This is a genomic window from Streptomyces sp. NPDC051214 (genome assembly GCF_040682375.1).
GTDB lineage: Bacteria > Actinomycetota > Actinomycetes > Streptomycetales > Streptomycetaceae > Streptomyces.
In genome coordinates this window covers 892184-917709 of record NZ_JBFBAT010000001.1, presented here as the reverse complement: position 1 = coordinate 917709, position 25526 = coordinate 892184, and the positions used below count along the sequence as shown (strand labels likewise).

18 protein-coding genes are annotated in these 25526 nt (G+C 70.9%); 4 read left to right on the top strand and 14 right to left on the bottom strand.

Annotated elements, in window-relative coordinates:
* Positions 1–23: 23 nt before the first annotated feature.
* From AB0M70_RS04065 to AB0M70_RS04040, 6 genes are all read right to left on the bottom strand, one after another.
* A complete protein-coding gene (locus tag AB0M70_RS04065) occupies positions 24–896 on the bottom strand; it encodes an aldo/keto reductase (RefSeq protein WP_365816041.1) in 873 nt (290 codons plus the stop codon).
* A gap of 120 nt (positions 897–1016) precedes the next feature.
* A complete protein-coding gene (locus tag AB0M70_RS04060) occupies positions 1017–1793 on the bottom strand; it encodes an ABC transporter ATP-binding protein (RefSeq protein ID WP_365816039.1) in 777 nt (258 codons plus the stop codon).
* Positions 1790–4591 (bottom strand): ATP-binding cassette domain-containing protein, encoded by a 2802-nt coding sequence (locus AB0M70_RS04055; protein ID WP_365816037.1) that lies wholly within the window; start codon positions 4589–4591, stop codon positions 1790–1792. Before AB0M70_RS04055 ends, AB0M70_RS04060 begins: the two co-directional genes overlap by 4 nt.
* Positions 4592–4636: 45 nt before the next feature.
* Entirely contained in the window at positions 4637–5899 is a 1263-nt protein-coding gene (locus AB0M70_RS04050) for an ABC transporter substrate-binding protein (protein WP_365816035.1), read from the bottom strand.
* Between the two features lie 103 nt (positions 5900–6002).
* Positions 6003–7826, bottom strand: a complete 1824-nt coding sequence (locus AB0M70_RS04045) for an AMP-binding protein (RefSeq protein WP_365816033.1) — start codon at positions 7824–7826, stop codon at positions 6003–6005.
* A 204-nt stretch (positions 7827–8030) separates the two neighbouring features.
* Entirely contained in the window at positions 8031–9524 is a 1494-nt protein-coding gene (locus tag AB0M70_RS04040) for an MFS transporter (RefSeq protein ID WP_365816031.1), read from the bottom strand.
* A gap of 160 nt (positions 9525–9684) precedes the next feature.
* Here AB0M70_RS04040 and AB0M70_RS04035 point away from each other — a divergent pair, with 160 nt between their 5' ends.
* Entirely contained in the window at positions 9685–10680 is a 996-nt protein-coding gene (locus AB0M70_RS04035; protein WP_365816029.1) for an AsnC family transcriptional regulator, read from the top strand.
* A gap of 3 nt (positions 10681–10683) precedes the next feature.
* On the opposite strand, the gene AB0M70_RS04030 is transcribed toward AB0M70_RS04035, so the two are convergent.
* Entirely contained in the window at positions 10684–11562 is an 879-nt protein-coding gene (locus AB0M70_RS04030; protein WP_365816027.1) for a LysR substrate-binding domain-containing protein, read from the bottom strand.
* 152 nt (positions 11563–11714) lie between these two features.
* Between AB0M70_RS04030 and AB0M70_RS04025 the strand changes: the two genes are divergently transcribed.
* Positions 11715–12728, top strand: a complete 1014-nt coding sequence (locus tag AB0M70_RS04025; RefSeq protein WP_365816309.1) for a bile acid:sodium symporter family protein — start codon at positions 11715–11717, stop codon at positions 12726–12728.
* On the opposite strand, the gene AB0M70_RS04020 is transcribed toward AB0M70_RS04025, so the two are convergent.
* The 7 genes from AB0M70_RS04020 to AB0M70_RS03990 all read right to left on the bottom strand — a co-directional run bounded on the left by AB0M70_RS04020 (position 12664) and on the right by AB0M70_RS03990 (position 22787).
* Positions 12664–13923, bottom strand: a complete 1260-nt coding sequence (locus AB0M70_RS04020; RefSeq protein ID WP_365816025.1) for a DUF4185 domain-containing protein — start codon at positions 13921–13923, stop codon at positions 12664–12666. The two genes, AB0M70_RS04025 and AB0M70_RS04020, sit on opposite strands and share 65 nt — an antisense overlap.
* 10 nt (positions 13924–13933) lie before the next feature.
* On the bottom strand, positions 13934–15832 hold the full coding sequence (locus AB0M70_RS04015) for a sialidase family protein (protein WP_365816023.1): 1899 nt from the start codon (positions 15830–15832) through the stop codon (positions 13934–13936).
* 242 nt (positions 15833–16074) lie between these two features.
* On the bottom strand, positions 16075–16923 hold the full coding sequence (gene fdhD / locus AB0M70_RS04010) for a formate dehydrogenase accessory sulfurtransferase FdhD (RefSeq protein WP_365816021.1): 849 nt from the start codon (positions 16921–16923) through the stop codon (positions 16075–16077).
* A gap of 5 nt (positions 16924–16928) precedes the next feature.
* The gene (locus tag AB0M70_RS04005) at positions 16929–17789 is read right to left on the bottom strand and encodes a 2Fe-2S iron-sulfur cluster-binding protein (RefSeq protein WP_365816019.1); all 861 of its coding nucleotides are present in this window, start codon (positions 17787–17789) and stop codon (positions 16929–16931) included.
* Entirely contained in the window at positions 17786–19846 is a 2061-nt protein-coding gene (locus AB0M70_RS04000) for an NADH-ubiquinone oxidoreductase-F iron-sulfur binding region domain-containing protein (RefSeq protein WP_365816017.1), read from the bottom strand. The genes AB0M70_RS04005 and AB0M70_RS04000 overlap by 4 nt, the downstream gene beginning before the upstream one ends.
* A gap of 18 nt (positions 19847–19864) precedes the next feature.
* Positions 19865–21787 carry a molybdopterin-dependent oxidoreductase gene (locus AB0M70_RS03995; RefSeq protein ID WP_365816015.1) on the bottom strand — a complete coding sequence of 641 codons (1923 nt, stop codon included), beginning with the start codon at positions 21785–21787 and terminating at the stop codon, positions 19865–19867.
* Positions 21788–21809: 22 nt separating this feature from the next.
* Positions 21810–22787: a 2-dehydropantoate 2-reductase gene (locus tag AB0M70_RS03990; RefSeq protein WP_365816013.1), complete on the bottom strand. Its 978-nt coding sequence runs from the start codon at positions 22785–22787 to the stop codon at positions 21810–21812.
* 218 nt (positions 22788–23005) lie between these two features.
* Here AB0M70_RS03990 and AB0M70_RS03985 point away from each other — a divergent pair, with 218 nt between their 5' ends.
* On the top strand, positions 23006–24340 hold the full coding sequence (locus tag AB0M70_RS03985) for an OFA family MFS transporter (RefSeq protein WP_365816011.1): 1335 nt from the start codon (positions 23006–23008) through the stop codon (positions 24338–24340).
* Between the two features lie 234 nt (positions 24341–24574).
* The gene (locus AB0M70_RS03980) at positions 24575–25522 is read left to right on the top strand and encodes a beta-ketoacyl-ACP synthase III (protein WP_365816009.1); all 948 of its coding nucleotides are present in this window, start codon (positions 24575–24577) and stop codon (positions 25520–25522) included.
* Positions 25523–25526 lie beyond the last annotated feature (4 nt).

Sequence of the window (25526 nt, the reverse complement as noted above, 5' to 3'; positions counted from 1 at the left end):
AGGGTCTCGTATGAGGGTGGGCCTCAGGCCGCGTCGAACGTCGCCGGGTCCGGGCCCAGGCGCCTGTCCTCGTTCAGCGCGCTGATCGCCGCCACGTCCTCCGGGTCCAGTTCGAAGCCGAAGACGTCGATGTTCTCCTTGATCCGGGACGGGGTCACGGACTTGGGGATGACCACGTTGCCCAGCTGGATGTGCCAGCGCAGGACGACCTGGGCCGGTGTGCGGCCGTGCTTCTGGGCGATGGCGATGATCGCCGGGACCTCCAGGAGGCCCTTGCCCTGGCCGAGCGGGGACCAGGCCTCCGTGGCGATGCCCTGTTCCGCGTGGAACTCGCGGAGGGCGTGCTGCTGGAGGTGCGGGTGGAGCTCGATCTGGTTGACCGCCGGGACGACCGACGTCTCGGCGAGCAGCTGCTCCAGGTGCTCGGGCAGGAAGTTCGAGACGCCGATGGACTTCGCGCGGCCGTCGGCCTGGATCTTCTCGAAGGCCTTGTACGTGTCCACGGCGAGGCCCTTGGAGGGCAGCGGCCAGTGGATCAGGTACAGGTCCACGTAATCGAGGCCGAGCTTCTCCAGGGACGTGTCGAAGGCCCGCAGCGTGGAGTCGTATCCCTGGTCGGTGTTCCAGAGCTTCGTCGTGACGAAGAGCTCCTCGCGGGCGATGCCGGAAGCGGCGATGGCCTTGCCGGTGCCCTCTTCGTTGCCGTAGATGGCCGCGGTGTCGATGCTGCGGTACCCGGCCTCCAGCGCCGTCGCGACGGCCGACCGGGCCTCGTCGTCCGGGACCTGCCAGACGCCGAAACCGAGCTGCGGCATCTCGACGCCGTTGTTCAGGATGATCGGGGGGACCTTGCTCACGAGCTCTCGATCCTTAAAGTCGTCGGGTGGTACTCCCATGGTCAACGATCACGTGCGGTGCCGCATTCCTTGACCACTCCCATATCCACGACTCTATTGCACATCTTTGAACGCGGAATACTTATGTGAACGACTGGTAAATGCTCGGATGCGCGGTGGCTAAGCCGCCGTCGTGCCGAGGTACGCGTCCCTTACCCGCGGATCCGCGCGCACCTCGGCCGCCGTGCCCTCGGCCAGGACATGGCCCAGGTCGAGGACGACCACGCGGGCGCAGAGCTCCATCACGAAGGCGACGTTGTGCTCCACGAGGAGCACGGCGCAGCCCTCCTCGTCCGCGAGGTGCCGGATGACCGCCGACAGCTGCGCTCGTTCGTCGGCCGTCATGCCGGAGGCCGGCTCGTCCAGGAGCAGCACCCTGGGCGGGTCCGCCACCGCGCGTGCCAGTTCCACCATGCGGGCCCTGCCGACGGGCAGCGCGCCCGCGTAGTCGTCGGCCAGGGCCTCAAGTCCGCACTCCTGGAGAATAGTTGAGGCGCGTGCGCGTCGTTCGTTCTCGTGTTTGCGGCGGGTGGGCGCCGCCAGCAGATCCGCGGCGAACCCGCCGCCGCCCCCGCGCCACTCCTGCGCCACGAGCAGATTGTCACCGACCGTGAGCTGCCCGAAGAGCTGCTGGCGCTGGAAGGTGCGGCGCATGCCGTGGCGTGCGCGCCAGACCGGGGAGCGGCGGGTCACGTCGGCGCCGTCGAGCAGGACGCGCCCCTGGTCGGGGCGGCGGATGCCGGAGACGACGTCGAACAGGGTTGTCTTCCCTGCCCCGTTGGGGCCGATGAGGCCGCAGACCTCGCCGGGGCCAAGGCTCAGGTCCACGTCGGTGAGGGCGTGGATGCCGCCGAAGCGGACGCCGATGCCGGCAGCTTCGAGCACGCGCTCGCTCATGGCCTGCCCACCCCTTCGGTGCGGTCCCGCGCGGCTATGCCCAGATAGGCCTCGGTCAGCTGGTCCGCCCGGACCTCGGAGCGCGGGCCGCACCAGGAGACCCGGCCCTGTGCGAGGTAGGCGACGGTGTCGGCGACGCCGAGGATCTCGGCGGCCTTCTCCTCGACCAGGAGCAACCCCGTGCCGGAGTCCCGGAGTTCGGCGAGCAACCGGAAGACTTCCTCGACGACGCGGGGGGCGAGGCCGAGGGACGGTTCGTCCGCGATCAGCACCTTGGGCGGGCGCTGGAGGAGGGGCGCGAGGGCGAGCATCTGCTGTTCTCCTCCGGAGAGGGACCCCGCGGTGACCTTTCGCCGGGCGGCGAGGCCGGGGAAGCGGTCGTAGACGGCGTCGCGAGCGTGCCCCTCCTTCAGGTGCAGGGTGAGGTTTTCCTCGATGGTGAGGGCGGGGAAGATGCCGCGGCCCTCGGGGGCGAGGACGACTCCCGCCCGGGAGCGGTGGACGGGGCCGCGGTGCGTGGCGTCCGTCCCGGCGACGTGGATCTCGCCCCTGGTGGGGGCGATCAGCCCTGCCGCGACCTGGCATGTCGTGGACTTGCCTGCCCCATTCGGGCCGAGGAGCGCGAGGATCTCGCCGGGGTGGACGGTGAGGGTCACTCCGTGGAGTACGGGCGCGCCGTCGTATCCGGCGTGGATGTCGCGGAGGGCGAGGGAGGGCGGGTTCTCTTCCCCAAGCCCGCCCCTTCCCGAAACCGGCTCCGCCGCCCCGGGTGACCACCGACCACCTGCTCCGCCGACCGGCGGACGTACATCACCGGCTCCGCCGACCGGCACACGTACATCACCGGCTCCGCCGCGCTCGTCCTCAAACGCCGGACGGGCTGAAGACTTCGCCGCCCGCCGGCGATGCATCCGCACCGACACCGCCGCGCAGTACCCGTCCGGATCATTGGCCAGCGCCAGCCCCGCCAACCCGAACAGGATCACCGGCAGCTGTACCGACTCCGTCACGTAGTCGGCGATCAGGTGCGGCATGATCGCGAAGACCAGCCCCGCCACCACCGCGAACTGCGGCCTGCGCACCCCCGCGGCGACCACCACCGCCAGCCACACCAGGCCCGTCATCGCGGTGAAGTCCGTTGCCGTGATGCGGGTGTTGTACGACGCGTACATCACGCCCCCGAAACCGGCGAGCCCGGCCGACAGCGTGAACAGGAGCAGCTTCGTCCGGACCACCGAGACCCCGGAGGCCATCGCCGCCGCCGGAGCGGACCGCACCGCCAGCATCGCCCGCCCCGTCGCCGACCCCCGCAGCGCGCTGAGCGCGGCCACGGCCACCGCGACGAGGACGACCATCGCCACGCCCATCGCCCGGTCGTCGCTCAGGTCGACGGGGCCGAAGACGGCGCGCGGGATCTCCCACCCGGTGTCGCCGTTCCTCAACCACCCCATCTGGAACAGGACTTGGTCGGCGAGGAAGGCCAGCGCGAGCGTGGCCAGCGCCAGTGACCGGCCGCCGAGACGCAGCGCGGGCAGCGCGACGAGGGCGCCGAGCACCGCCGCACCGCACGTCCCCACGAGAGCGGCGGCGATGAACGGCCACCCGTGGCTCATCAGGAGGCCCGCGACGAGGGCCGCACCCGTCACGAACGTCGCCTGCGCCAGGGACACCATCGCCCCGAGGCCCGTCACCACGGTGAAGGAGACGAAGACCAGGGAGATGGCCAGCCCTTGCGCGAGGATCCCGCTCCAGAAGGGGGTGGTGACCGTGTAGAAGGAGAGCGCCAGCAGCACGCCCCCGGCGGCCCACGGCCCCCAGCGACGCATCCACGACTTCCCCGCCAGATAGTCGATCGGCGGCGCGTCCACCGCGGCCGTGCCCGCCGTCCGCTGCCGCCGTGCCATGAGGAGCAGCCCGGCGAAGAGGATCAGGAAGGGGACCGCCGTACGGAAACCGGTGATCTTCTCGGCGAAATCCGCGTAACCGGCGACCAGGTTCTGCAGGACACCCAGGCCGAGCCCGCCCGCGAAGGCCAGCGGGATCGACATGAAGCGCCCGAGCACGGCGGCCGTGGCCGACACGAAGAGGAACAGGGTGAAGTCGTGGGAGGAGAGGCCGAGCAGTGGCGTCGCGAGGACGCCCGCCAGGCCCGCGAGGCCCGACGACAGCATCCAGGCCACCGAGGAGAGCCGGTCGGCGCTCATGCCCCGCAGCTCCACCAGCGAGCGGTTGTCCACCGCGGCCCGCAGCCGGAGCCCCAGCGGTGTGTGCCGCATCAGGACCCACAGGCCGATCGCGACCACGGCCGTCGCGACCCAGGTGATCAGCTGGTCGGAGTCGATGCCGACGCCGTCCATGAGCTGCCAGTTCTTGGCGGGGCTCGGCCCCACGCCCGGCAGACCGAACTGGTTCTCGGCCGGCTTGACGGACGCCCCCGCGTCCTCGAGGAGTTCCACCGCCCACAGGCCGAGCGCGGGCAGCGCGACGAGCAGGCCGATCGTCGCCACGATCTGCGCGGTCTCGCCCACCCTCGCCAGCTTCCGGAACATCAGCCGGTCAAGGCCCCAGCCGAGCGCGGGCGCCACGACGCAGACGAGGAGCAGGGCCGTGGGCAGGGCGGGCCAGCCGAAGCCGGAGTGGAGTTCGTAGAAGGCGAGCGCGCAGAGGTAGGCGGTCGCGCCGTGCGCGAAGTTGAAGAGGCCGGAGGCGGAGTAGGACAGGACGAGCCCCGTCGCGAGCAGCGCGTACAGGGCGCCGGACACGAGGCCGCTCAGCACGAATCCCAGCAGGTCGGACATGGGTGACGCGCCCCCTCTGATGGAAGATCGCTACGTGCGGGTCCGCTACTTGAAGGGGATGGGCTCGTAGCACTTGAAGGGCGCGGACACCGAGTACTTGCCGCCCTTGAGCTGCACGAGGGCGCCGCAGCCGAACGACTCCTTCTGCCCCTTGGGCAGACTGCGGTCGCCGACCATCGTGTCCTGGTCGGAGAAGCCGTTCGCCGCCTGCTGGAAGGAGTCGGCGGTCAGGTCCTTGCCCGCCTTCTCGGCGATGGCGAGGAAGAGGTCGGCCGACATGTAGCCGGTCATCATGTGCATGTTGAGCGGGACGTCCTTGCCCGCCGTCTTCCTGATGTCCGCCTTGAACTGCTTCATCGCCGCCGTGTTCTGCTCGAACGGCTGGAAGGCGAGCAGGATGTGCACGCCGTCGAGCGCCTTCTTCGTCGCGCTCTTGGCGAGGAGCCCGGGGTCGTAGTCGGTCGGGTCGGTGAGCACGCCCTTGAAACCGGAGCGCTTGACGGCCGTGAACAGGCCGATGTTGTACGGGGTCTGCATCACGGAGACGACCACGTCCGGCGCCTTGCCGCCGTCCGAGCGCAGGATCTCCTTGGTGTACGCCGACCAGTCGCTCGGCACGGAGGTCGCGGGCACGGTCGACTTGGCGTACGTCACCTTGTAACCGGCCGCCGCGAAGCTCTGCTTGTAGGTGCGGATGGCGAAGGTGCCCGCGTCGTTGTCGTTGGCGAGGATGGCCACGGACTTGCCCTTCGAGCCGTCCGTCACCTTCTTCAGGCCCTCGGGCCAGCTCTGGGTGATGGTGCCGCCCGGCATCGGGACCATGCAGCCGCCGTAGCCGTACATGTAACTCGGCCCGCAGAACGGCGGGATGGTGCCCCAGCCGAAGGTCGGGACCTTCTGCTTCTGCAGGAAGTCGGCGCCGGAGAAGGTCACCGAGCTCATCGGTGACACCGCGAACACCTTGTCCTGCTGGACGAGTTTGCGCGCCGCCGCGAGATTCTTTCCCGGGTCCTGCCCGTCGTCCTCGGCGCCCAGATAGTCGATCTTCCGTCCGTGTACGCCGCCTTCGGCGTTCACGCGGTCGAAGCGGGCCTTGGCGCCGAGGTCGGTGTCCTTCTTGCTGTAACCGCTCGCGGTCGTCATGGAGACGATGCCGCCGACCTTGATGGAGTCGGCGCTCACGCCGCGTACGGAGCCGCCTGCCTTGTCGCCGCCGCTCGAATCACCGCTGTTGGAGGCGGAGTTGCAGGCGGTGGCGAGCAGCAGTGCGGTCACGGTGGCGGTGATGGTGCGGATCGATCGCGACACGGGTCGAGCCCCCTCCGTCGAAGTGGGGCTGATTCTGTGCGGGACCTGATGAACCGTCAATAACCACCGCAGCAATAAATGACGAACCATCAGATGTGGGTGATCACGCCCTGTAGAGAGCCTCGACCTCGGCCGAGTAAGCCGTCTCGATCGCCTTGCGCTTCAACTTCAGCGAGGGGGTGAGCAGCCCGTGCTCCTCGGTGAACTGGTGGGCCAGTATCCGGAAGGTGCGGATCGACTCGGCCTGCGAGACAAGGGTGTTGGCGGCCACCACGGCGCGGCGCACCTCGGTCTCCAGGTCGGGGTCGCGCACCAGGTCGGCCGGGGACATCGGAGGCTTGCGGCGCATGTTCAGCCAGTGCTCCACGGCCTCGCCGTCCAGGGTGACGAGCGCCGCGATGTACGGGCGGTCGTTGCCCACCACGATGCACTGGGCGACCAGCGGATGGTCGCGCACCCGCTCCTCCAGCTGCCCCGGCGAGACGCTCTTGCCGCCGGACGTCACCAGGATCTCCTTCTTGCGCCCGGTGATCGTGAGGTAGCCGTCCTCGTCGAGCGCGCCCAGGTCGCCGGTGGCCAGCCAGCCGTCGTGCAGGGTCGCGTCGGTGGCCTTGGGGTCGTTGAGGTAGCCCTGGAAGACGTTGGCGCCGTTCAGCCAGACCTCGCCGTCCTCCGCGATGTAGACGGTGGTGCCGGGGATGGCCTGACCGACCGTGCCGTAGCGGGTGCGCTCGGGCGGGTTGGCGGTGGCGGCGGCGGTCGACTCCGTCAGGCCGTAGCCCTCGTAGATCTCCACGCCCGCGCCCGCGAAGAACAGGCCGAGGCGCCGGTCCATCCCGGAGCCGCCCGACATCGCGTGCCGGACGCGGCCGCCCATCGCCTCGCGCACCTTGGCGTAGACGAGCTTCTCGAAGAGCGAGTGCTGCATGCGCAGGGCCGCCGAAGGCCCGGGGCCGGTGCCGAAGGCCCTGGCCTCCATCGCGTCCGCGTACCGCACGGCGCACTCCACGGCCTTGTCGAAGGGACCCGTCTTGCCGTCCTTCTCGGCCTTGCGCCGCGCCGCGTTGAAGACCTTCTCGAAGATGTACGGCACGGCCAGGATGAAGGACGGGCGGAACGCGGCCAGGTCAGGGATGAGCGCCGCCGCGTTCAGGCTCGGCTGGTGGCCCAGCTTGACCCCGCCGCGGACCGCCGCGACCTGCACCATGCGCCCGAAGACGTGCGCGAGCGGCAGGAAGAGCAACGTGGTCGCCTCGTCGCCGCGCCGGGAGTGGAAGACCGGCTCCCAGCGCTGGATGACCGTATCCGCCTCGAACATGAAGTTCGCGTGCGAGATCAGACAGCCCTTGGGGCGGCCCGTGGTGCCCGAGGTGTAGATGATTGTGGCGATCGAGTCGGGGGTGACGGCACGGCGGTGGCGGTTGACCACCTCGTCGTCGACGTCCTGGCCCGCCCGGTACAGCTCCTCCACGGCGTCGGCGTCCAGCTGCCACAGCCTGCGCAGCTGCGGCAGCCGGTCGATCACCGAGCCGATCGTCATCGCGTGGTCCTCGTGCTCGACCATGGCGGCCGACACCTGCGCGTCATGCAGCATCCAGAAGACCTGCTCGGCGGAGGACGTGGGGTAGACCGGCACCACCTGGGCGCCGACGGTCCAGAGCGCGTAGTCGAAGAGCGTCCACTCGTAGCGGGTGCGGCACATGATGGCGACACGGTCGCCGAAGCGCACGCCCTGGGCGAGCAGCCCCTTCGCCAGTGACATCACCTGGTCGCGGAACTCCGCCGATGTGACGTCACGCCACTCGCCGTCGGTCTTGCGGCCGAAGGCGACGTGCAGCGGATCCTCAAGGGCATGGTCGAACACGACGTCGGCAAGGCCGCCCACCAGCGGCGCCGACGCCATCGGAGGGTTCGTGAACTCGCGCAATGATGCTCCTTGTGGCGCTCCGCACAGCGCCGGTGACGGTACCCCACAGCGCAGCCCGGCGGGAGAGGGGCGACCGACCCGTCGGTACGTAACATTCACGCTGGTCACACGGGTAAATCCGGCCACAAGGGGAGAGGCGGGACAGAATACTTACGGTTGAGTAAGTTTCGGTGGCGTAATCTCCACCGAATCTGTACGCAGCGGTTACGGCTGTGGCTGCGCCGCGGGGACGCGCTCGGCGGCCGCCGGAATTTTCGCTTCCGGCGCTGAGCGCGCGGACCGCACCATGACGAGAACCGCCGCTCCCGCCGCCAGACCCACCACGCCCGCGACGACCGCGGCCGCGTTCAGGCCGGAGGCGAAAGCCGACCGCACGGCGTGCTCGGAGAACGTGCCGCCCACCGCCGACGCGCCGCCGCCCGCGACGGTGTGCGCCGCGTCGTGGCCGAGCGAGTCCTGCATCCGCGAGGTCAGCACGGTGCCGAAGACGGCCACGCCGACCGCGTACCCGAGCTGGCGGAAGGTGTTGACCGCGCCGCCCGCCATCCCCGCGTTCGCCGGCGGCACCGCCGCGAGGGCCGCGCCCCCCAGGGCGGGGGAGACCAGGCCGGTGCCGACGCCCGCGACCGTCAGCCCGGGGATGAGCGCGCCCCAGGACGACCCGGCGTCGAGAACCGCGAGGGCGAGTCCGCCGCCCCCGATCAGAAGCAGGCCCACGCCGATGGTCAGCCGCGCGGGCACCCCGTGCAGCAGCCTCCCGCCGACCGCGGCCACCACGAACGAGGTCGCGGCGAGCGGCAGCATGACGAGGCTGCCGGTCACCGGGCTCATGCCGAGCACGGTCTGCAGCCAGATCGAGAGGTAGGGCATCAGGCCGAACGCCGCCGCGTTGTAGCCGATCGCGCCGACCAAGACGCCCGTGAACGCGGGCATGCGCAGCAGCCGGAGGTCGATCAGCGGGTGCGCCACCCGGCGTTCGACGGCCACGAAGGCGACGAGCGCGAGCAGCGACACCGCGAGGGTCGCCACGGTGGGCCCGGACGCCCAGCCCTCCGCACCGGCCCGCACCACCCCGTACGTCAGCGCGCCCGCGAACAGCGCGAACGTCACCGTGCCCGCCCAGTCGACCCGGCGGCCCGCCTGGCCCCTGGACTCCGGCACCACGCGCAGCGTCAGCCACATCGAGGCGACGCTCACCGGCAGGTTCACGAAGAAGATCCACCGCCAGCCGGGCCCCTCGGTCAGCAGTCCGCCGACGATCGGCCCGAGCGCCGCCGCGGCCCCGCTGACCGCACCCCAGACGCCGAGCGCCACCGACCGGTCCCGCCCCTGGTAGGCGGCCCCGAGCAGCGGCAGCGTCGTCGCGAACATCGCGGCCGCCCCCAGCCCCTGCAGGGCGCGGGCAGCCACCAGCGCCTCCGCGTTCGTGGCGAGCCCGCAGCCCAGCGAGGCGAGCGCGAAGAGCGCGGTGCCCGCCACGTTGAGCCGCCGCCGGCCGAGCACGTCCGCCGCGGCACCGACCCCGAGCAGCAGCGCGGCCAGCGCGAGGGCGTAGCCGTCGATCACCCATTGCAGATCGCTCAGCGAGGCGTCGAGCGCTCTCGCCATGTCGGGCAGTGCCACGACCACGATGGTCACGTCCAGCAGCAGCATGAACGTCCCCAGGCATACCGCTGTGAGCGGCCCCCATGTACGCATTCTCAGTTCCCCTCGGGCGACTTGTTCGTCGCGCACGTTGTTCGTCTTGCACGGCTTTTACGACGCGTGTGCGCTCCCCGTACGATGGAGCCCGATCGGACGATCCCGGTCATCAGCCGTGTGAGACCGAAGGAATCCGACACCGAAGGACAGTGCAGCGATGGAATCCGCCACATCGGACGCGCCGGACCCGTTCGACGTCAAGCTCCTGCAGGCTCTTGAGCTCGACGGGCGCGCGCCGTTCAGCAAGATCGCCGCCGTCCTCGGGGTCTCCGACCAGACCGTCGCCCGCCGCTACCGCAGGCTCGTGGCCGGCGGTGGCCTGCGGGTCGTCGCCGTGCGGGATCACGAGCGGCTCGGCCAGGGCCAGTGGATGCTGCGGCTGCGCTGCGCCCCCGACGGAGCCGAGGCCATCGCCGCCGCGCTGGCCCGCCGCCCCGACACCTCCTGGATCGGCCTGACGTCCGGCGGCACCGAGGTCGTCTGCTGCACCCGTCCCCGCACCCGCTCCGACCAGGACGAACTGCTGCTCGGCAAACTCCCGCGCACCCCGCACATCGTCGACATCCGCGCGCAGCAGATGCTGCACCGCTTCTTCGGCGGCCCGGACGGCTGGCTCATCAAGCACGGGCCGCTCAGCGAGGAGCAGGTCGCCGCGTTGCGTCCCGCGACGCCCCCGCCGACCGCCCGCGCGGAGGGACCCCTGCGGATCGAGCCGGAGGACGAACCGCTGGTCGCGGTACTGGAGCGGGACGGCCGCGCGACCTACCCCGAGCTCCAGCAGGCCACCGGACGCTCGGAGTCAGCGGTCAAACGCCGCCTCGCCGGGCTCCTCGCGTCCGGCGTGATCTACATCGACATCGAGTACGCCGATGCCCTCATCGGCGTCAACGTCGGGGCGATGCTCTGGATCACCACGGCGCCCTGGGCCATGGACTCGGTCGGCAGGGCCCTCGCCTCCCACGCCGAGATCGCCCACGCCACCGCCGTGGCCGGGCCCTCCAACCTCATGGCGACGGCCGTGGCCCGTGACATCCCGGCGCTCTACACCTACCTGAGCGGGAAGCTGGGGCAGCTCGAGGGCGTCCAGCACGTCGAGACGGCGCCGTTCATGCGCCGCGTCAAGCAGCTCACGTACCGGCCCCATCCCCGCTGACCGTCACTGCCCGCGCTGACGCCGCCGGTGCAGGCGGTCGCCGCCCGCGAGGATCGACGCCGCGAGCGCGTCCGCGGCGCCCTGCGCGGAGGCCCGCCGCTCCCCGTGCAGGAGCACGAAGTCGACCGCGCCCAGCTCCGGAAGGCCCGCCCGCTCCGGGACCCGGACCAGGCCGGGCGGGATCAGGCCGTGCGAGTGCGCCATCACGCCGAGCCCCGCGCGGGCCGCGGCGACGAGGCCGTTCAGGCTGCCGCTCGTACAGGCGATCCGCCAGGCACGGCCACGCCGCTCCAGGGCCTCCAGGGCGAGGGCGCGGCTGATGCCCGGCGGCGGGTACACGATGAGCGGCACCGGCTTGTCGGGGTCGAGCCGCAGCCGCTCGGCGCCGATCCAGACCAGCTCGTCGTGCCACACCAGTTCGCCGCGCGGGTCCTCCGGGCGCCGCTTGGCCAGGACCAGGTCGAGCCTGCCCGCGTCGAGGCTCTCGTGCAGCGTGCCGGACAGTTCGACCGTCAGCTCCAGGTCGACCTCGGGGTGATCGTGCCGGAACGACTCCAGGATGTCGGTGAGCCGGGTCAGGACGAAGTCCTCCGACGCGCCGAACCGCAGCCGGCCACCGAGCCGCGTACCGGTGAAGAACGCCGTCGCCTGCTCGTGCACCTCCAGGATCCGCCGCGCGAAGCCGAGCATGGCCTCGCCGTCCTCGGTCAGCTCCACGGAGTGCGTGTCGCGCGCGAAGAGCTGGCGCCCGGTGGCGTCCTCCAGGCGGCGCACGTGCTGGCTCACCGTGGACTGGCGGAGCCCCAGGCGCCGGGCGGCCTGCGTGAAGCTCAACGTCTGGGCCACCGCGAGGAACGTACGGAGCTGGGCGGGGTCGTACATGGGCACCAGGCTAACGCGGCTATCGCGGAACGTGATGACAGTCAGAGCGGTATCCGGGATTCCCGATCGCGGTGATCAGGAGGATCATCGAGAGGGCACGACATGAACCGAACCGTTGGAGCGAAGTGAAACGCCCGAGCTGGCCCACCTGGATGCCGATCGACCCCTACATCCTGGCGTTGCTCGGCACAGTAGGGATCGCCGCGCTGCTGCCCGCGCGCGGTGTGGGCGCCGATGTCGCGGGCGGCGCGTCGACCGGGGCCGTGGCGCTCCTCTTCTTCCTCTACGGGGCGCGGCTCTCCACCCGCGAGGCCCTCGACGGGCTCAAGCACTGGAGGCTGCACACCACCGTCCTGGCCTGTACGTTCCTGGTCTTCCCGCTGCTCGGGCTCGCGGCCAAGGGCCTCGTCCCGTACGTCCTGACGCCCGCTCTCTACAGCGGATTCCTCTTCCTGACGCTCGTGCCCTCGACGATCCAGTCGTCGATCGCCTTCACCTCCATGGCGCGCGGCAACGTCCCCGCGGCGATCTGCGCGGGCTCCTTCTCCTCGCTGGCCGGCATCGTGCTCACGCCGCTGCTCGCGGCCGCCCTGCTCGGCAACAGCGGGGGCGGGTTCTCCGCGGACTCCGTCCTGAAGATCGTGCTGCAGCTCCTCGTGCCGTTCCTCGCCGGTCAGTTCCTGCGCCGGTGGATCGGAGCGTTCATCGCACGGAACAAGAAGGTGCTCGGCCTCGTCGACCGCGGCTCGATCCTGCTCGTCGTCTACACCGCGTTCAGCGAGGGCATGGTGCAGGGCATCTGGCACCAGGTGACGCCGCTGCGGCTCGGCGCGCTGCTCGGCGTGGAGGCGGTGCTCCTCGCCGTGATGCTCGCCCTCACCTGGTACGGGGCCAAGAAGCTGGGCTTCGGACGCGGGGACCGCATCGCCATTCAGTTCGCCGGGTCGAAGAAGTCCCTCGCGGCCGGACTGCCCATGGCGAGCGTCCTGTTCGGGGCCGAGGCCTCGCTCGCCGTGCTGCCGCTGATGCTCTTCCACCAGATGCAGCTGATGGTCTGCGCGGTGATCGCCAAGCGGCGCTCGCGGGACCCCGAGGACTTCCTCACTGCGCCGTCGCCAGTCGAACGGACACGAACCGCGGTCGGTACAGGGACACGTTCCGGCTGACGTTGGCCGCCGCGCTTGCGGGCGCCGCGTCCAGCCAGTTGACGTCGTAACTGAGCAGCAGCCGCCCGTCGCCGCTGAGCGCGGGGTGGGCCTGGGGGTTGTACGCGGCCGTGTCCTGCCGGGCCGCGCCGTCCTTCGGCAGGGGCGGCGCGAAGCCCTTCGCGGGGCCGTGCCAGGGGCCGGTGGGCGAGCACGCCCAGTAGGAGGTCACGGTGGTCAGGCCCTCGGACCCCGCGGCCATCGTGAACAGGACGTACGTCCCCTTCACGCGCACCACGGTGAACGCGCTGCCCACACCCTTGCGCTCGCCGTCACCGAGCACGGCCCGCGGTTTCCCCGACTCCGTCCAGTCCCTGCCGTTCCAGTACCGCCACGCGCCGGGCTCGGCCAGCCTGCCCTTGGGCACGCGTGCCACGTAGGCGTGCGAGGCGGGGCGCGAGACCGCCTTGCCGTCGTTGCCGCCGAAGACGTACGTCCAGTCGCCGTCGTCCACCGTCGTCGTGCCGTACAGGACACGCTTGTCGAGGTCCGGCACGGAACTCTGGTCGGAGACCTTGACGATGCCCTCGACGCGCAGGTCGGGCAGGGAGAGCGTGGCGACCTCGGTGGCGTTCGGCACGCCGTAGATCCACGGGCCCGTGCCGGCGGAGCGGCTCCAGAGCAGGACGCGCACGACCTTCTCGGACGAGCCGGGGGTGCGGGGCTCCACCTTCGCGGCGACCGGCCAGCGCCACTGCTGGGGGGCCGGGTCGGCGAAGAGCGGGGCGGGCAGGGTGCGTTCCAGGGAGCCCGAACGCGACATCACCACAGCCGAGTTGCGGACCATGGGGGTGTTCGCGTCACGCCAGGTGTGCGGCTGGCCCGCGGGGTTCGGGGGCGCGTGCACCTGGCCGAGGAAGGTGTCGGAGAACAGCCAGAGCAGCCGCCCGTCGGGCAGGCGCACCGAATGCGTGCCGTCGCCGCCGGTCCAGTCGTCCGCCCGCGCGGTGTCGTCGCCGTAGCGGGCGAACGCGCCGGTGACCTTGTCGTCGGCGGTCCAGGACGAGACGGTGCGTGCCCGGCATGCGTCGCCGCCCTCCCGGTCGTCGTCCGGGAGGGCGGTGAGCAGCACGGCCGCGCAGGCCAGGGCGAGCAGCAGGACGAGCCACGTCCTGCGCGCGCCCCGGCCTCGGCGTGGACCTTGGTCGGCGGACACGTGCCGGACGTTAGTTGCTCCCGCGGATGTGGTCCATGGGGAGCCATGCGACGGTGTCCCTCGTCACAGGGGCCTTGGCCGCGCCGTCCCCGCCGAGCGAGGCCAGCTCGGTATCGCTCAAGGCACGGTCGTACACGCGCACTTCGTCGATGGAGCCGTTGAAATGCGCCCGGCTGTCGACCCGCTGGCCGACGTGGAACCCGTACCCGGAGGTGCGGGTGACCGTGCCCGGCACGTCCCCGGTGCTGATCCGCGTGCCGTCGACGGAAAGGGCGAGCTGCCCGCCGCCTCGCCGCAGGGCGATGTGGTGCCACTGACCGTCGTTGTAGGCGCCCGTGGTGCGCACGGAAGCGGACCTCGGGGGAGCGGAGCCCTGACGTGTGGTGATCAGGCCCGTGACACGGTTGCTCGCGGGCTCGCCGCGCAGCCACACCTGCGGCTGGTTGGTGCCGATGCCGCCCATCCAGAGCAGCGGCTGTTCACCACTGGTGGCGGAGTAGCGGAACCACATCGATGCGGTGAAGTCCTTCGCGCCGAGCGGGAGTTGCCTGCGGAAGGGCAGGCGTACGGCGTCGTCCTGGCCGTCGAAGGTGATGGCCTCGCCGAACCGCCCTTCAGTGGTGGTCGCCCCACCGAGCACGGCAGCGGGCTTCGCGTGCGGCGCGCGGTCGGAGGTCGTGGGGTCCGGTCCCCTGCGCGGCTGCAGCCAGTCCTCGGTGAAGCGCGCGAAGCGGATCTCGTCACGGGCGTCGACCGCGCCACCCTCGTACATGAGGCCCACGTGCTCGCCGTCGGCCCGCACCATGTCCGAGTAGCCGGACCAGTCCGTGGTGACCGTCGTGCCGCGGTCCACGCTGTCCCAGGTACGGCCGCCGTCGTAGGACGAGCGGATCTGCATCGTGCGGCGGCGGTCGGGGTCGCCGGGGCAGGCGAGGAGCATCCGCTTGCCGAACTGGAGCGTGGAGCCCTGTACTTGGGGCGTGTACAGATCGGGGATGGCCTTGAAGGGCGCGACGAAGGACTCGCCCCCGTCGCGGCTGATCGTGTGGGTGCGATGCCCCAGGTCGGTGCCGTCCTGCTCGCGCCCGCTGATGTAGAGCGCCCCGTCCGGGCGCTCCGTGACGGTCATCTCCGACGGCTTCTGCCGGAACGTGCCGTCCTGCGCTATCGGGTACGAGTCCTTGGCGCCGATCCGCCAGTTGTCGCCGCCGTCGTCGCTGACGATCAGGGCCGCGTGGTTCGCGGAGATCCGACTGCCGTCCCACGTCTCGGTGTTGGCGGTGAAGACGAGCCGTCCGGCGTGCCGGCCGCGGGTCAGCTGGAGGCCGTGCACGGGCCCGGTCGCGTACCAGGAGTTCCAGTCCTTCGGCAGGATCTGGTCGCTGAGGTCACGGGGCGCCGACCAGCTGCGGCCGTCGTCGTCGCTGTACTGCAGGTGCGGGGTGCGGTCACACGGTATGGCGCAGTTCTGCCCGTCCGTGCGGCCCGTGTTGTACGTCTCCGCGAGGACGATGCGGCCGGTCCTGCGGTCGACGATCGGGGCGGGGTTCCCGTGCGTGTCACCGGCGCCTTCGTTGACGACCTGGAGCGGTCCCCAGGTGCGGCCGCCGTCGTGCGAGCGCTTGACGACGATGTCTATGTCACCCGCGTCGCTGCAGTCGTTCACCCGGCCTTCGGCGAAGGCGAGGAGCGTGCCCTTGACCGTCTTCACCACGGCGGGAATGCGGTAACAGGCATACCCGGGGTCCTGCGCGGCCTTGAAGAGCACCTGCTGCTCGAACCCCGCCGCCCGGTCGTCCGGCGCCGCCTGTGCCGCGGGACCGGGCAGCAGCGCCCCGACGGCGACGACGGTCAGCGCGGCCGTGGCCGTGCGCAAGGATCTGAGGCGTACATGGAGAGCTGATGGCATGGCGCGGCCCACCCTTCAAGGTGACTGGACATCCTGACATCCCACGTCCAACGTTCGCGCCTCAGACGCTACTTGGACGGCTCGACACCCCACAAGAAGCGTGCGTGGCACGAATGGACGCGGCCTGGTCAGGGGCCAGAACCCGAACAGGGCAACAGCGGGAGCGGGACCGGGACCCCGCCGGCGCAGGGGGCGCTCCCCGCCGGCCGGGGTCCCGCCGCCGTGCAGCGGGGAGCGGCCGGTCAGCCCTGGGAGGCCGCGGCCCGCACGGCGATCCGGTGCTCGCCCGCGTACACGTTCATGGAGGAGCCGCGCAGGAAGCCGACCAGGGTCAGGCCCGTCTCGGCGGCCAGGTCGACGGCGAGGGACGAGGGCGCGGAGACGGCGGCGAGCACCGGAATGCCCGCCATCACCGCCTTCTGCGCCAGCTCGAACGAGGCGCGCCCCGACACCAGGAGAACCGCGCGCGACAGCGGCAGGCGGCCGTCCTGAAGTGCACGCCCGACGAGCTTGTCGACCGCGTTGTGCCGGCCCACGTCCTCCCGTATGTCGAGGAGCTCGCCGTCCTCCGAGAAGAGCGCCGCCGCGTGCAGGCCGCCGGTCCGGTCGAAGACGCGCTGGGCCGCGCGCAGCCGGTCGGGGAGGCCCGCGAGCAGGTCGGTGCCGAGGTGGACCGGGGGAGTGTCGGCGATCGGGAACCGGGCCGTCGTACGGACCGCGTCCAGGCTCGCCTTGCCGCACAGGCCGCAGGACGAGGTGGTGTAGACGTTGCGCTCGAGATTGATGTCGGGCAGGACGAGCCCCGGAGTCGTCTTCACGTCGACCACGTTGTACGTGTTCACGCCGTCCGCCGTGGCCCCGGCGCAGTAGACGATCGACTGAAGCTCGTCCGCCGAGCCGAGCACCCCCTCGCTCACCAGGAAGCCCGCCGCGAGCGCGAAGTCGTCACCCGGCGTGCGCATGGTGATGGCCAGGGGCTTTCCGTTGAGTCTGATCTCCAGCGGTTCCTCCGCGACCAAGGTGTCCGGCCGCTCGGTGACGGCCCCGTCCCTGATGCGGATGACGCGGCGGCGCTCCGTGACTCGTCCCATGTCGATCAGTCCCGGTTCTGTACGTGCTGGTAGCCGAAACGGCCCTTGATGCAGAGGTTGCCGTGGGTCACCGGATTGTCGTGCGGTGAGGTGACCTTCACGATGTCATTGTCCTGCACGTGCAGGGTCAGATTGCAGCCGACTCCGCAGTACGCGCACACCGTCGTCGTCTCGGTCTGCCGCTCCTCGTCCCAGGTGCCGGCGGCCCGCATGTCGAACTCGGACTTGAAGCTGAGCGCTCCGGTCGGGCAGACCTCGATGCAGTTCCCGCAGTACACACACGCGGAGTCGGTCAGCGGCCCGTCGTGCTCGACGGCGATGCGGGCGTCGAAGCCGCGGCCCACCACCGAGATGGCGAACGTGTTCTGCCACTGGTCACCGCAGGCGTCGACGCACTTGTAGCAGAGGATGCACTTGTCGTAGTCGCGGACGTAGAGGTCGTTGTCGACCCTGGGTTCTTCGTCGACCCGGGCGGCGTCCGGGCCGAAGCGGTCGGGCTTGGCCTCGTACTCCTTGAGCCAACCCGCGACCTTCGGGGTGGTCGACATGTCGACGGACGAGGCGAGGAGTTCGAGCACCACCTTCCGGCTGTGGCGGGTGCGCTCGGTGTCGGTCAGGACGGTCATGCCCGGCTCGGCCCGGCGCGAGCAGGCCGGGGCGAGCGTACGGGCCCCCTCGACCTCCACGACACACACCCGGCAGGCGTTCTTCGGGGTCAGGGTGTCGCCCTCGCAGAGGGTCGGGACGTCCTTGCCCGCGGCCCGGCAGGCGTCCAGGATGGTGGACCCCTCGGGCACTCTGGCGTCCTGCCCGTCAAGCGTGAACTCGACGAGGCGGCGCGGGATTCCCAGCGGTACGGCGGTCACTTGTACGCCCCCAGGCGGTCGATGGCGGATTCCACGGCGTTCCAGGCGGTCTGGCCGAGCCCGCAGATGGAGGCGTCCCGCATGGTTCTGCCGACCTCGCGCAGGAGGCCGATGTCGGCGGCGGCATCCGCGCCCGTCCGCTCGACGATGCGGTGCAGGGCCTCCTCCTGGCGGACGGTGCCGACCCGGCAGGGCACGCACTGGCCGCAGGACTCGTCGCGGAAGAACTCGGCGATGCGCAGCAGGACGCGGGGGAGCGGCACGGTGTCGTCCAGGGCGAGGACGACGCCGGAGCCGAGGGTGGTGCCCGCCTCCCTCGTCCCCTCGAAGGTGAGCGGGATGTCGAGCTCGTCGGGCCGTACGAAGCCGCCGGCGGCGCCGCCCAGGAGGACCGCGCGGAGGTTGTCCGGCTTGCCCGCGAGGGTGAGGAGCTCGCCGAGGGTGGCGCCGAAGGGCAGCTCGTAGATGCCGGGGTGTTCGACGCTGCCGGAGACGCAGAACAGCTTGGGCCCGGTGGACTTGTCCGTGCCGATGGCGGCGTAGGCCTGCGCGCCCATGGTGAGGATGGGGAGGACGTTGACGAGGGTCTCGACGTTGTTCTCGGCGGTGGGCTTGCCGAAGAGGCCCTTCTCCACGGGGAAGGGCGGCTTGGAGCGCGGCTCTCCTCTGTACCCCTCGATGGAGTTGAAGAGGGCGGTCTCCTCCCCGCAGATGTAGGCGCCGGCGCCCCGGCGTATCTCGATGTCGAAGGCGTACCCCTGCCCGAGGACGTCGTCCCCGAGGAAGCCGCGGGCGCGGGCCTGCGTGAGGGCGTGCTCCAGCCTCTGGAGCGCGCGGGGGTACTCGCCGCGGAGATAGAGGTAGCCGAGGTGGGCGCCCGTCGCGTACCCCGCGATGGTCATCGCCTCGATGAGCGCGTACGGGTCGCCCTCCATGATCACCCGGTCCTTGAAGGTGCCGGGCTCCGATTCGTCCGCGTTGCAGACGAGATAGTGGGGGTGGTCCGGCTGGGCCGCGGTGGCCTGCCACTTCCTCCCCGTGGGGAAGGCGGCGCCGCCTCGGCCGAGGAGGCCGGAGTCCGTGACCTCGCGGATGACTTCGGCGGGGCCGATGGTGAAGGCGGTGCGGAGGGCTGTGTAGCCGCCGTGGGCGCGGTAGTCGTCGAGGGAGGTGGGGTCCACGGCGCCGATGCGCTTGAGCAGGATCAGCCCGTCCTGGCCTGCCTGGGGGACGGCCAGGGCCGCGGGGGGCTCGGTGGGGGCGGATTCGGGGGTGAGGGCGGCTTGGGTGAGGGTTTCGGGTGTGGCGGGGGCGACGGTTGCGGTGACATACGTCTTCTCCCCAACCCCGCCCCTTCCCGAAAACCCGCTGGCGCGGGGGCCTGGGGTGACCGCCGATCGCCTTGACGGCTCGTCCTCAAACGCCGGACGGGCTGAAAGATCACGGCCGGGCGAGAGGGTTTCAGCCCGTCCGGCGTTTGAGGACGAACTCGGCGGAGCCGGTGATTGACGGTCACCCCGGCCGGCGGAGCCGGAATTTTCGGGAAGGGGCGGGATTGGGGAAAGAACCGCCGGAGGCCCCGCCCGCACCACCAACGCAGCCGGAGCCCTCTCACACAACCCCAGGCAGGGCGAGGCCTCCACGGCCACCCCGGACGCGGGGCCCAGCCGAGCCTCCACCTCCCCGCAGAGCGACGCCCCACCCCCACAAGCAAGATCCGTGCACACCCGCACCACCGTCGCCGGACGCGGCCGCACCGAAAGCATGGAGTAGAACGTGGCCACCCCATACCCCTCCGCCGGCGGTACCGTCAGACGCCGGCAGAGGTAGTCCAGGCCCCCCTCGCTCACCCACCCCACGCGATCGTTGAGCGCGTGCAACCCCGGCAACAGCTCATCCCGCCGCTCCCGCGCCGCACGGCCGCCCCGGGCCCACCGCAGATCCGCGTCGCTGCGGTCATCGGCGCCCTCCCAGGCGGACTCCGGCGGCCCGAGCACCGCGTCGACGGCCGCCCGCTCCTCGTCCGTCGGTTTGCTGTCACCGAAGTGCAGATCCATACGTCACCTCACCTCACGTCACGTAACTGGCTCGGCCAGCTTCTCGATGCGTATCGCCGACGCCTTGAACTCCGCCGTGCCCGCGATCGGGCAATTGGCCTCGATCGTGAGCTGGTTGGTGTCGACCTCGTCGGGAAAGTGCATGGTCATGAAGGCCAGACCGGGGCGAAGGCCGGGGTCCACCCACACGGGCGCCGTCACCGCGCCCCGCCGGGACGAGACGCGGACGTGCTCGCCGACCACGACCCCGTACCGCTCCGCGTCCTCCGGGCACAGCTCGACGTACTCGCCGCGCCGCAGCGGCGAGGCGAAACTCCCGCTCTGCACACCGGTGTTGTAGGAGTCGAGCCGCCGTCCCGTCGTCAGCCGGATCGGGAAGGAGTCGTCGGTGAGGTCGACCGGCGGGTCGTGCGCGACGAGCCCGAAGGGCGCGAGCACACCCCGTCGCGCCGGGTCCGCCTCCCACAACCGGCCGTGCAGGTACGTCGGTTCGACCCGTTCCTCCGAAGGGCAGGGCCACTGGATGCCCTGCAGGGATTCGAGGCGGTCGTACGTCATGCCGAAGTGGTCCGGCGACACCGACCGCAGCTCGTCCCAGACCGCCTGCGCGTCCGCGTACTTCCAGTCGTGGCCGAGCCGTTCGGCGAGGTCGCAGAGGATGTCGATGTCCTCGCGCGCCTCGCCGGGCGGCCGCACGGCCTTGCGCACCCGCTGGACCCGCCGCTCGCTGTTGGTCGTCGTGCCGTCGGTCTCCGCCCAGGCGGCGGTCGCGGGAAGGACGACGTCGGCCAGCTCGGCGGTCTTGGTGAGGAAGATGTCCTGGACCACGAAGAAGTCCAGGGCCCGCATCCGCCGCATCGCCTGCTCGCTGTCCGCCTCCGACTGCGCGGGGTTCTCGCCGATGCAGTAGACGGCCTTGAGCGACCCCTCCTCCATCGCCTCGAACATCTCGGTCAGGTTCAGCCCGTAGCGCGGCTCGATGACCGTGTCCCAGGCCGTCTCGAACTTCGTCCGCGAGTCAGGGTCGAGGATGTCCTGGAAGCCCGGGAGGCGGTTGGGGATCGCGCCCATGTCGCCGCCGCCCTGCACGTTGTTCTGCCCGCGCAGGGGCTGCAGGCCCGAGCCGTAGCGCCCCACGTGGCCGGTCAGGAGCGAGAGGTTGATCAGGGCGCGGACGTTGTCGGTGCCGTTGTGGTGCTCGGTGATGCCGAGGGTCCAGCACAGTTGCGCCCGCTCGGCTCGCGCGTAGGCGTGCGCCAACTCCTTGATGGCGGCGCCCGGCACGCCCGTCACCTTCTCGGCGAGCGAGAGGGTCCAGGGCTCGACCAGGGCCGCGTACTCCTCGAAGCCGGACGTCGCCCGTTCGATGAACGCCCGGTTGGCCAGGCCCGCGTGGATGATCTCGCGGCCGATCGCGTGCGCCATCGGGATGTCCGTGCCGACGTTCAGGCCGAGCCAGCTCTCCGCCCACTCGGCGGTCTTGGTGCGGCGCGGGTCGACGGCGTACATCCGGGCGCCGTTCCTGATCCCCCGCAGGACGTGCTGGAAGAAGATCGGGTGCGCGAAGCGGGCGTTGGAACCCCACATCACGATCAGGTCGGTGTGCTCGACCTCTTCGTACGAAGACGTGCCGCCGCCCGACCCGAAGGCCGCGGAGAGGCCCGCGACGCTCGGGGCGTGGCAGGTGCGGTTGCAGGAGTCGACGTTGTTGGTTCCCATCACCACGCGGGCGAACTTCTGTGCCACGTAGTTCATTTCGTTGGTCGCGCGGGCGCAGGAGAACATCCCGAACGCGCCGCGCGCGGCCCGTAGCCCTTCCGCTGTCCTGGCAAGCGCCTCGTCCCAGGTGGCGCGGCGGAACGGCTCGTCGCGCGAGTCGCGTACGAGGGGGTGGGTGAGCCGGGTGTACGTGGTGGGCACCCGGTCCCGTTTCCTGCTCATGGCGCGCTCCATGTGTTCTCGCTCATGCCGCGCTCCTCATGCGGTCGGCCAGCAGATCCGAGATGGCGTGGACGGTTCGGAGCGTCGGCACCGGGACCCCGGTGATCTCCGCGAGCTCCACGACGGCCGCGAGCAGCACGTCGAGTTCAAGGGGTTTGCCGCGTTCCAGGTCCTGGAGCGTGGAGGTGCGGTGGTCGCCGACGCGCTCGGCGCCCGCCAGGCGCCGCTCCACGGAGATGTCCGGGCGGCAGCCGAGTGCCGCGGCGACAGCGAGCGTCTCGTTCATCATGATCTCGATGACGCGGCGGGTGCCGCCGTGCAGACACATCTCGCGCATGGTCGCGCGGGAGAGCGCGCTGATCGGGTTGAAGGAGATGTTGCCGAGCAGCTTGATCCAGATGTCGCCGCGCAGTTCGGGCTCGACGGGGCACTTGAGGCCGCCCGCTTGCATCGCCTCGCTGAAGGCGAGACAGCGCTCGGAGCGCGAGCGGTCCGGCTCCCCGACGGAGAACCGCGTGCCTTCCAAGTGCCGTACCACGCCGGGCCCTTCGAGCTCGGTCGCCGCGTACACCACACACCCGATGGCCCGCTCGGGCGCGATCACCGCACTGACCGCGCCGTCGGGGTCCACGCTGCTGACGCGGTGGCCGTCGTGCGGGCCGCCGTGCCGGTGGAAGTACCACCAGGGGATGCCGTTCTGGGCGGCTATGACCGCCGTATCGTCGTGCAGGAGCGGCTCGATCAGCGGCCCGCACGCCGCGTACGAGTTGGCCTTCAGGCCCAGGAAGACATAGTCGACGGGGCCGATGTCGGCCGGGTCGTCGGTGGCGTGGGCCCGTGCGGTGAAGTCGCCGCGCGGGCTGTGGACACGTACTCCGTGCTGCCTCATGGCCGCCAGATGCGGTCCACGGGCGACGAGATGGACGTCGGCACCGGCGCGGTGCAGCGCGGCTCCGACGTAGGCGCCGATCGCACCGGCGCCGAGGACTGCGACTTTCACGGTGGCGCGCTCCGTTCGGTTGAGGGATCCGAAGAAGGCTCAGGATCGACAGCGCACGCTCTCGACGGACGTACATCGCATGCCACAACTGTCGATGGAATATTGTCTACAGTATGGAAGTTGGGCCAGCAAGGGGTCGCGCGGCACATTGCATACCGTCGACGGAATCGTGTTTGCCTCTTCCCAACTCCCCACCCGGGTTCCTACTGTTCGGGATCATGAGGCCCCCCGTCGCACCCCCGGGATGGAGCCGCTGGCTCGTACCGCCCGCCGCACTGTCCGTACACCTCTCCATCGGCCAGGCCTACGCCTGGAGCGTCTTCAAACCCCCACTGGAATCAGCCCTCGACCTCAGCGGCACCCAGAGTGCGCTCCCCTTCCAGCTCGGCATCGTGATGCTCGGCCTCTCGGCGGCCTTCGGCGGCACGCTCGTCGAGCGCAACGGCCCGCGCTGGGCGATGACGGTCGCCCTCGTCTGCTTCTCCTCCGGCTTCCTGATCGCGGCCCTCGGCGCGGCGATCAGCCAGTACTGGCTGATCGTCTTCGGCTACGGCTTCGTCGGCGGCATCGGCCTCGGCATCGGCTACATCTCGCCCGTGTCGACCCTGATCAAGTGGTTCCCGGACCGCCCCGGCATGGCGACCGGCATCGCGATCATGGGCTTCGGCGGCGGCGCGCTCATCGCGTCCCCGTGGTCCGCGCAGATGCTGGACTCCTTCGGCTCGGACAACGACGGCATCGCGCTCGCCTTCCTGGTGCACGGCCTCACGTACGCCGTCTTCATGGCGCTCGGCGTGTTCCTGGTGCGGGTGCCGCGCACGGAGGGGGCGCGGGCGCCCGGTGCTCCCGGTGTGCTCGACGGGCCGCAGGTGTCCGCGCGGGCGGCCGTACGGACACCCCAGTTCTGGTGCCTGTGGATCGTGCTCTGCATGAACGTGACCGCGGGCATCGGCATCCTGGAGAAGGCGGCGCCGATGATCACCGACTTCTTCGCCGACACCTCTACGCCGGTGTCGGCCGCCGCCGCGGCGGGCTTCGTCGCCCTGCTCTCCGCGGCGAACATGGCCGGACGCATCGGCTGGTCGTCGACGTCCGACCTGATCGGCCGCAAGAACGTCTACCGCGTCTACCTGGGCGTCGGCGCACTGATGTATCTCCTGATCGTCCTCTTCGGGGACGAGTCGAAGCCGCTCTTCGTCGTCTGCGCCCTGGTGATCCTCTCCTTCTACGGAGGCGGCTTCGCGACGGTCCCCGCGTATCTGAAGGACCTGTTCGGGACCTATCAGGTCGGCGCGATCCACGGCCGTCTCCTCACGGCCTGGTCGACGGCGGGCGTGCTCGGCCCGCTGATCGTCAACTGGGTCGCCGACCGCCAGGAAGAGGCGGGCAAGAGCGGGGCGGGGCTCTACGGCCTCTCCCTCACGATCATGATCGGGCTCCTGGTCATCGGCTTCGTGGCGAACGAGTTCGTACGCCCTGTCCACGCCCGCCACCACATCCCCGCCCCGAGGGAGGCAGCCCATGACGGCACCGACCAGCACGCCGCCAAGTGATCCGCCCCGCCGACGGGCGCTGATCGTCGCCGCCTGGGTCTGGGTGGGGGTTCCGCTCGCATATGGGGTGTATGAGCTCGTACACAAGGCCACCCAGCTCTTCACCGGGTGACGTGATGATGAGAAGTCGCCAAACCCATCGCCCGATTCCTGTCGCTTTACGCGTCCTGTTACTGGTGAGTCGCTGAGCAGACTGGACGGTCCCGCATCTCCGGCAACAAGGGGGACCCGTTCATGCACGGCTCACGCATCGCCGCCGTCGGCCACTACCAGCCCGCCAAGATCCTCACCAACGAGGACCTGGCGGGCCTGGTCGACACCAGCGACGAGTGGATCCGCTCCCGCGTGGGCATCCGCACCCGGCACATCGCGGGACCCGACGAGCCGGTCGACGAGCTCGCCGCGCACGCCGGTGCCAAGGCCGTCGCCGCGGCGGGCCTCGCGCCCGACGCCATCGACCTGGTCCTGGTCGCCACCTCCACGGCGATCGACCGCTCGCCGAACATGGCGGCGCGGGTGGCGGCCCGCCTCGGCATCCCCTCGCCGGCCGCCATGGACATCAACGTGGTCTGCGCGGGCTTCACGCACGCGCTCGCCACGGCCGACCACGCCGTGCGGGCCGGGGGCGCCACCCGCGCCCTGGTGATCGGCGCGGACAAGATGTCCGAGGTGGCCGACTGGACGGACCGCACCACGTGCGTCCTGGTCGGGGACGGCGCGGGCGCGGCCGTCGTCGAGGCGTGCGGCCCCGGCGAGGAGCCCGGCATCGGTCCCGTGCTCTGGGGCTCGGTGCCCGAGATGGGCAACGCCGTGCGGATCGAGGGCACGCCCCCGCGGTTCGCGCAGGAGGGCCAGAGCGTCTACCGCTGGGCGACGACGCAGCTGCCGCCGCTCGCCCGCAAGGCCTGCGAGCGGGCCGGGCTCACCCCGGCCGACCTGGCGGCGGTCGTCCTGCACCAGGCCAACCTGCGCATCATCGAGCCGCTCGCCGAGCGGATCGGCGCGGTCAACGCGGTCGTCGCCCGTGACGTCGTGAACTCCGGCAACACCTCGGCGGGCAGCATCCCGCTCGCCCTGTCCAAGCTGGTGGAGCGCGGCGAGATCAACCACGGGGACCCGGTGCTGCTGTTCGGCTTCGGCGGGAACCTGTCGTACGCGGGCCAGGTCATCCGCTGCCCGTAGCGGG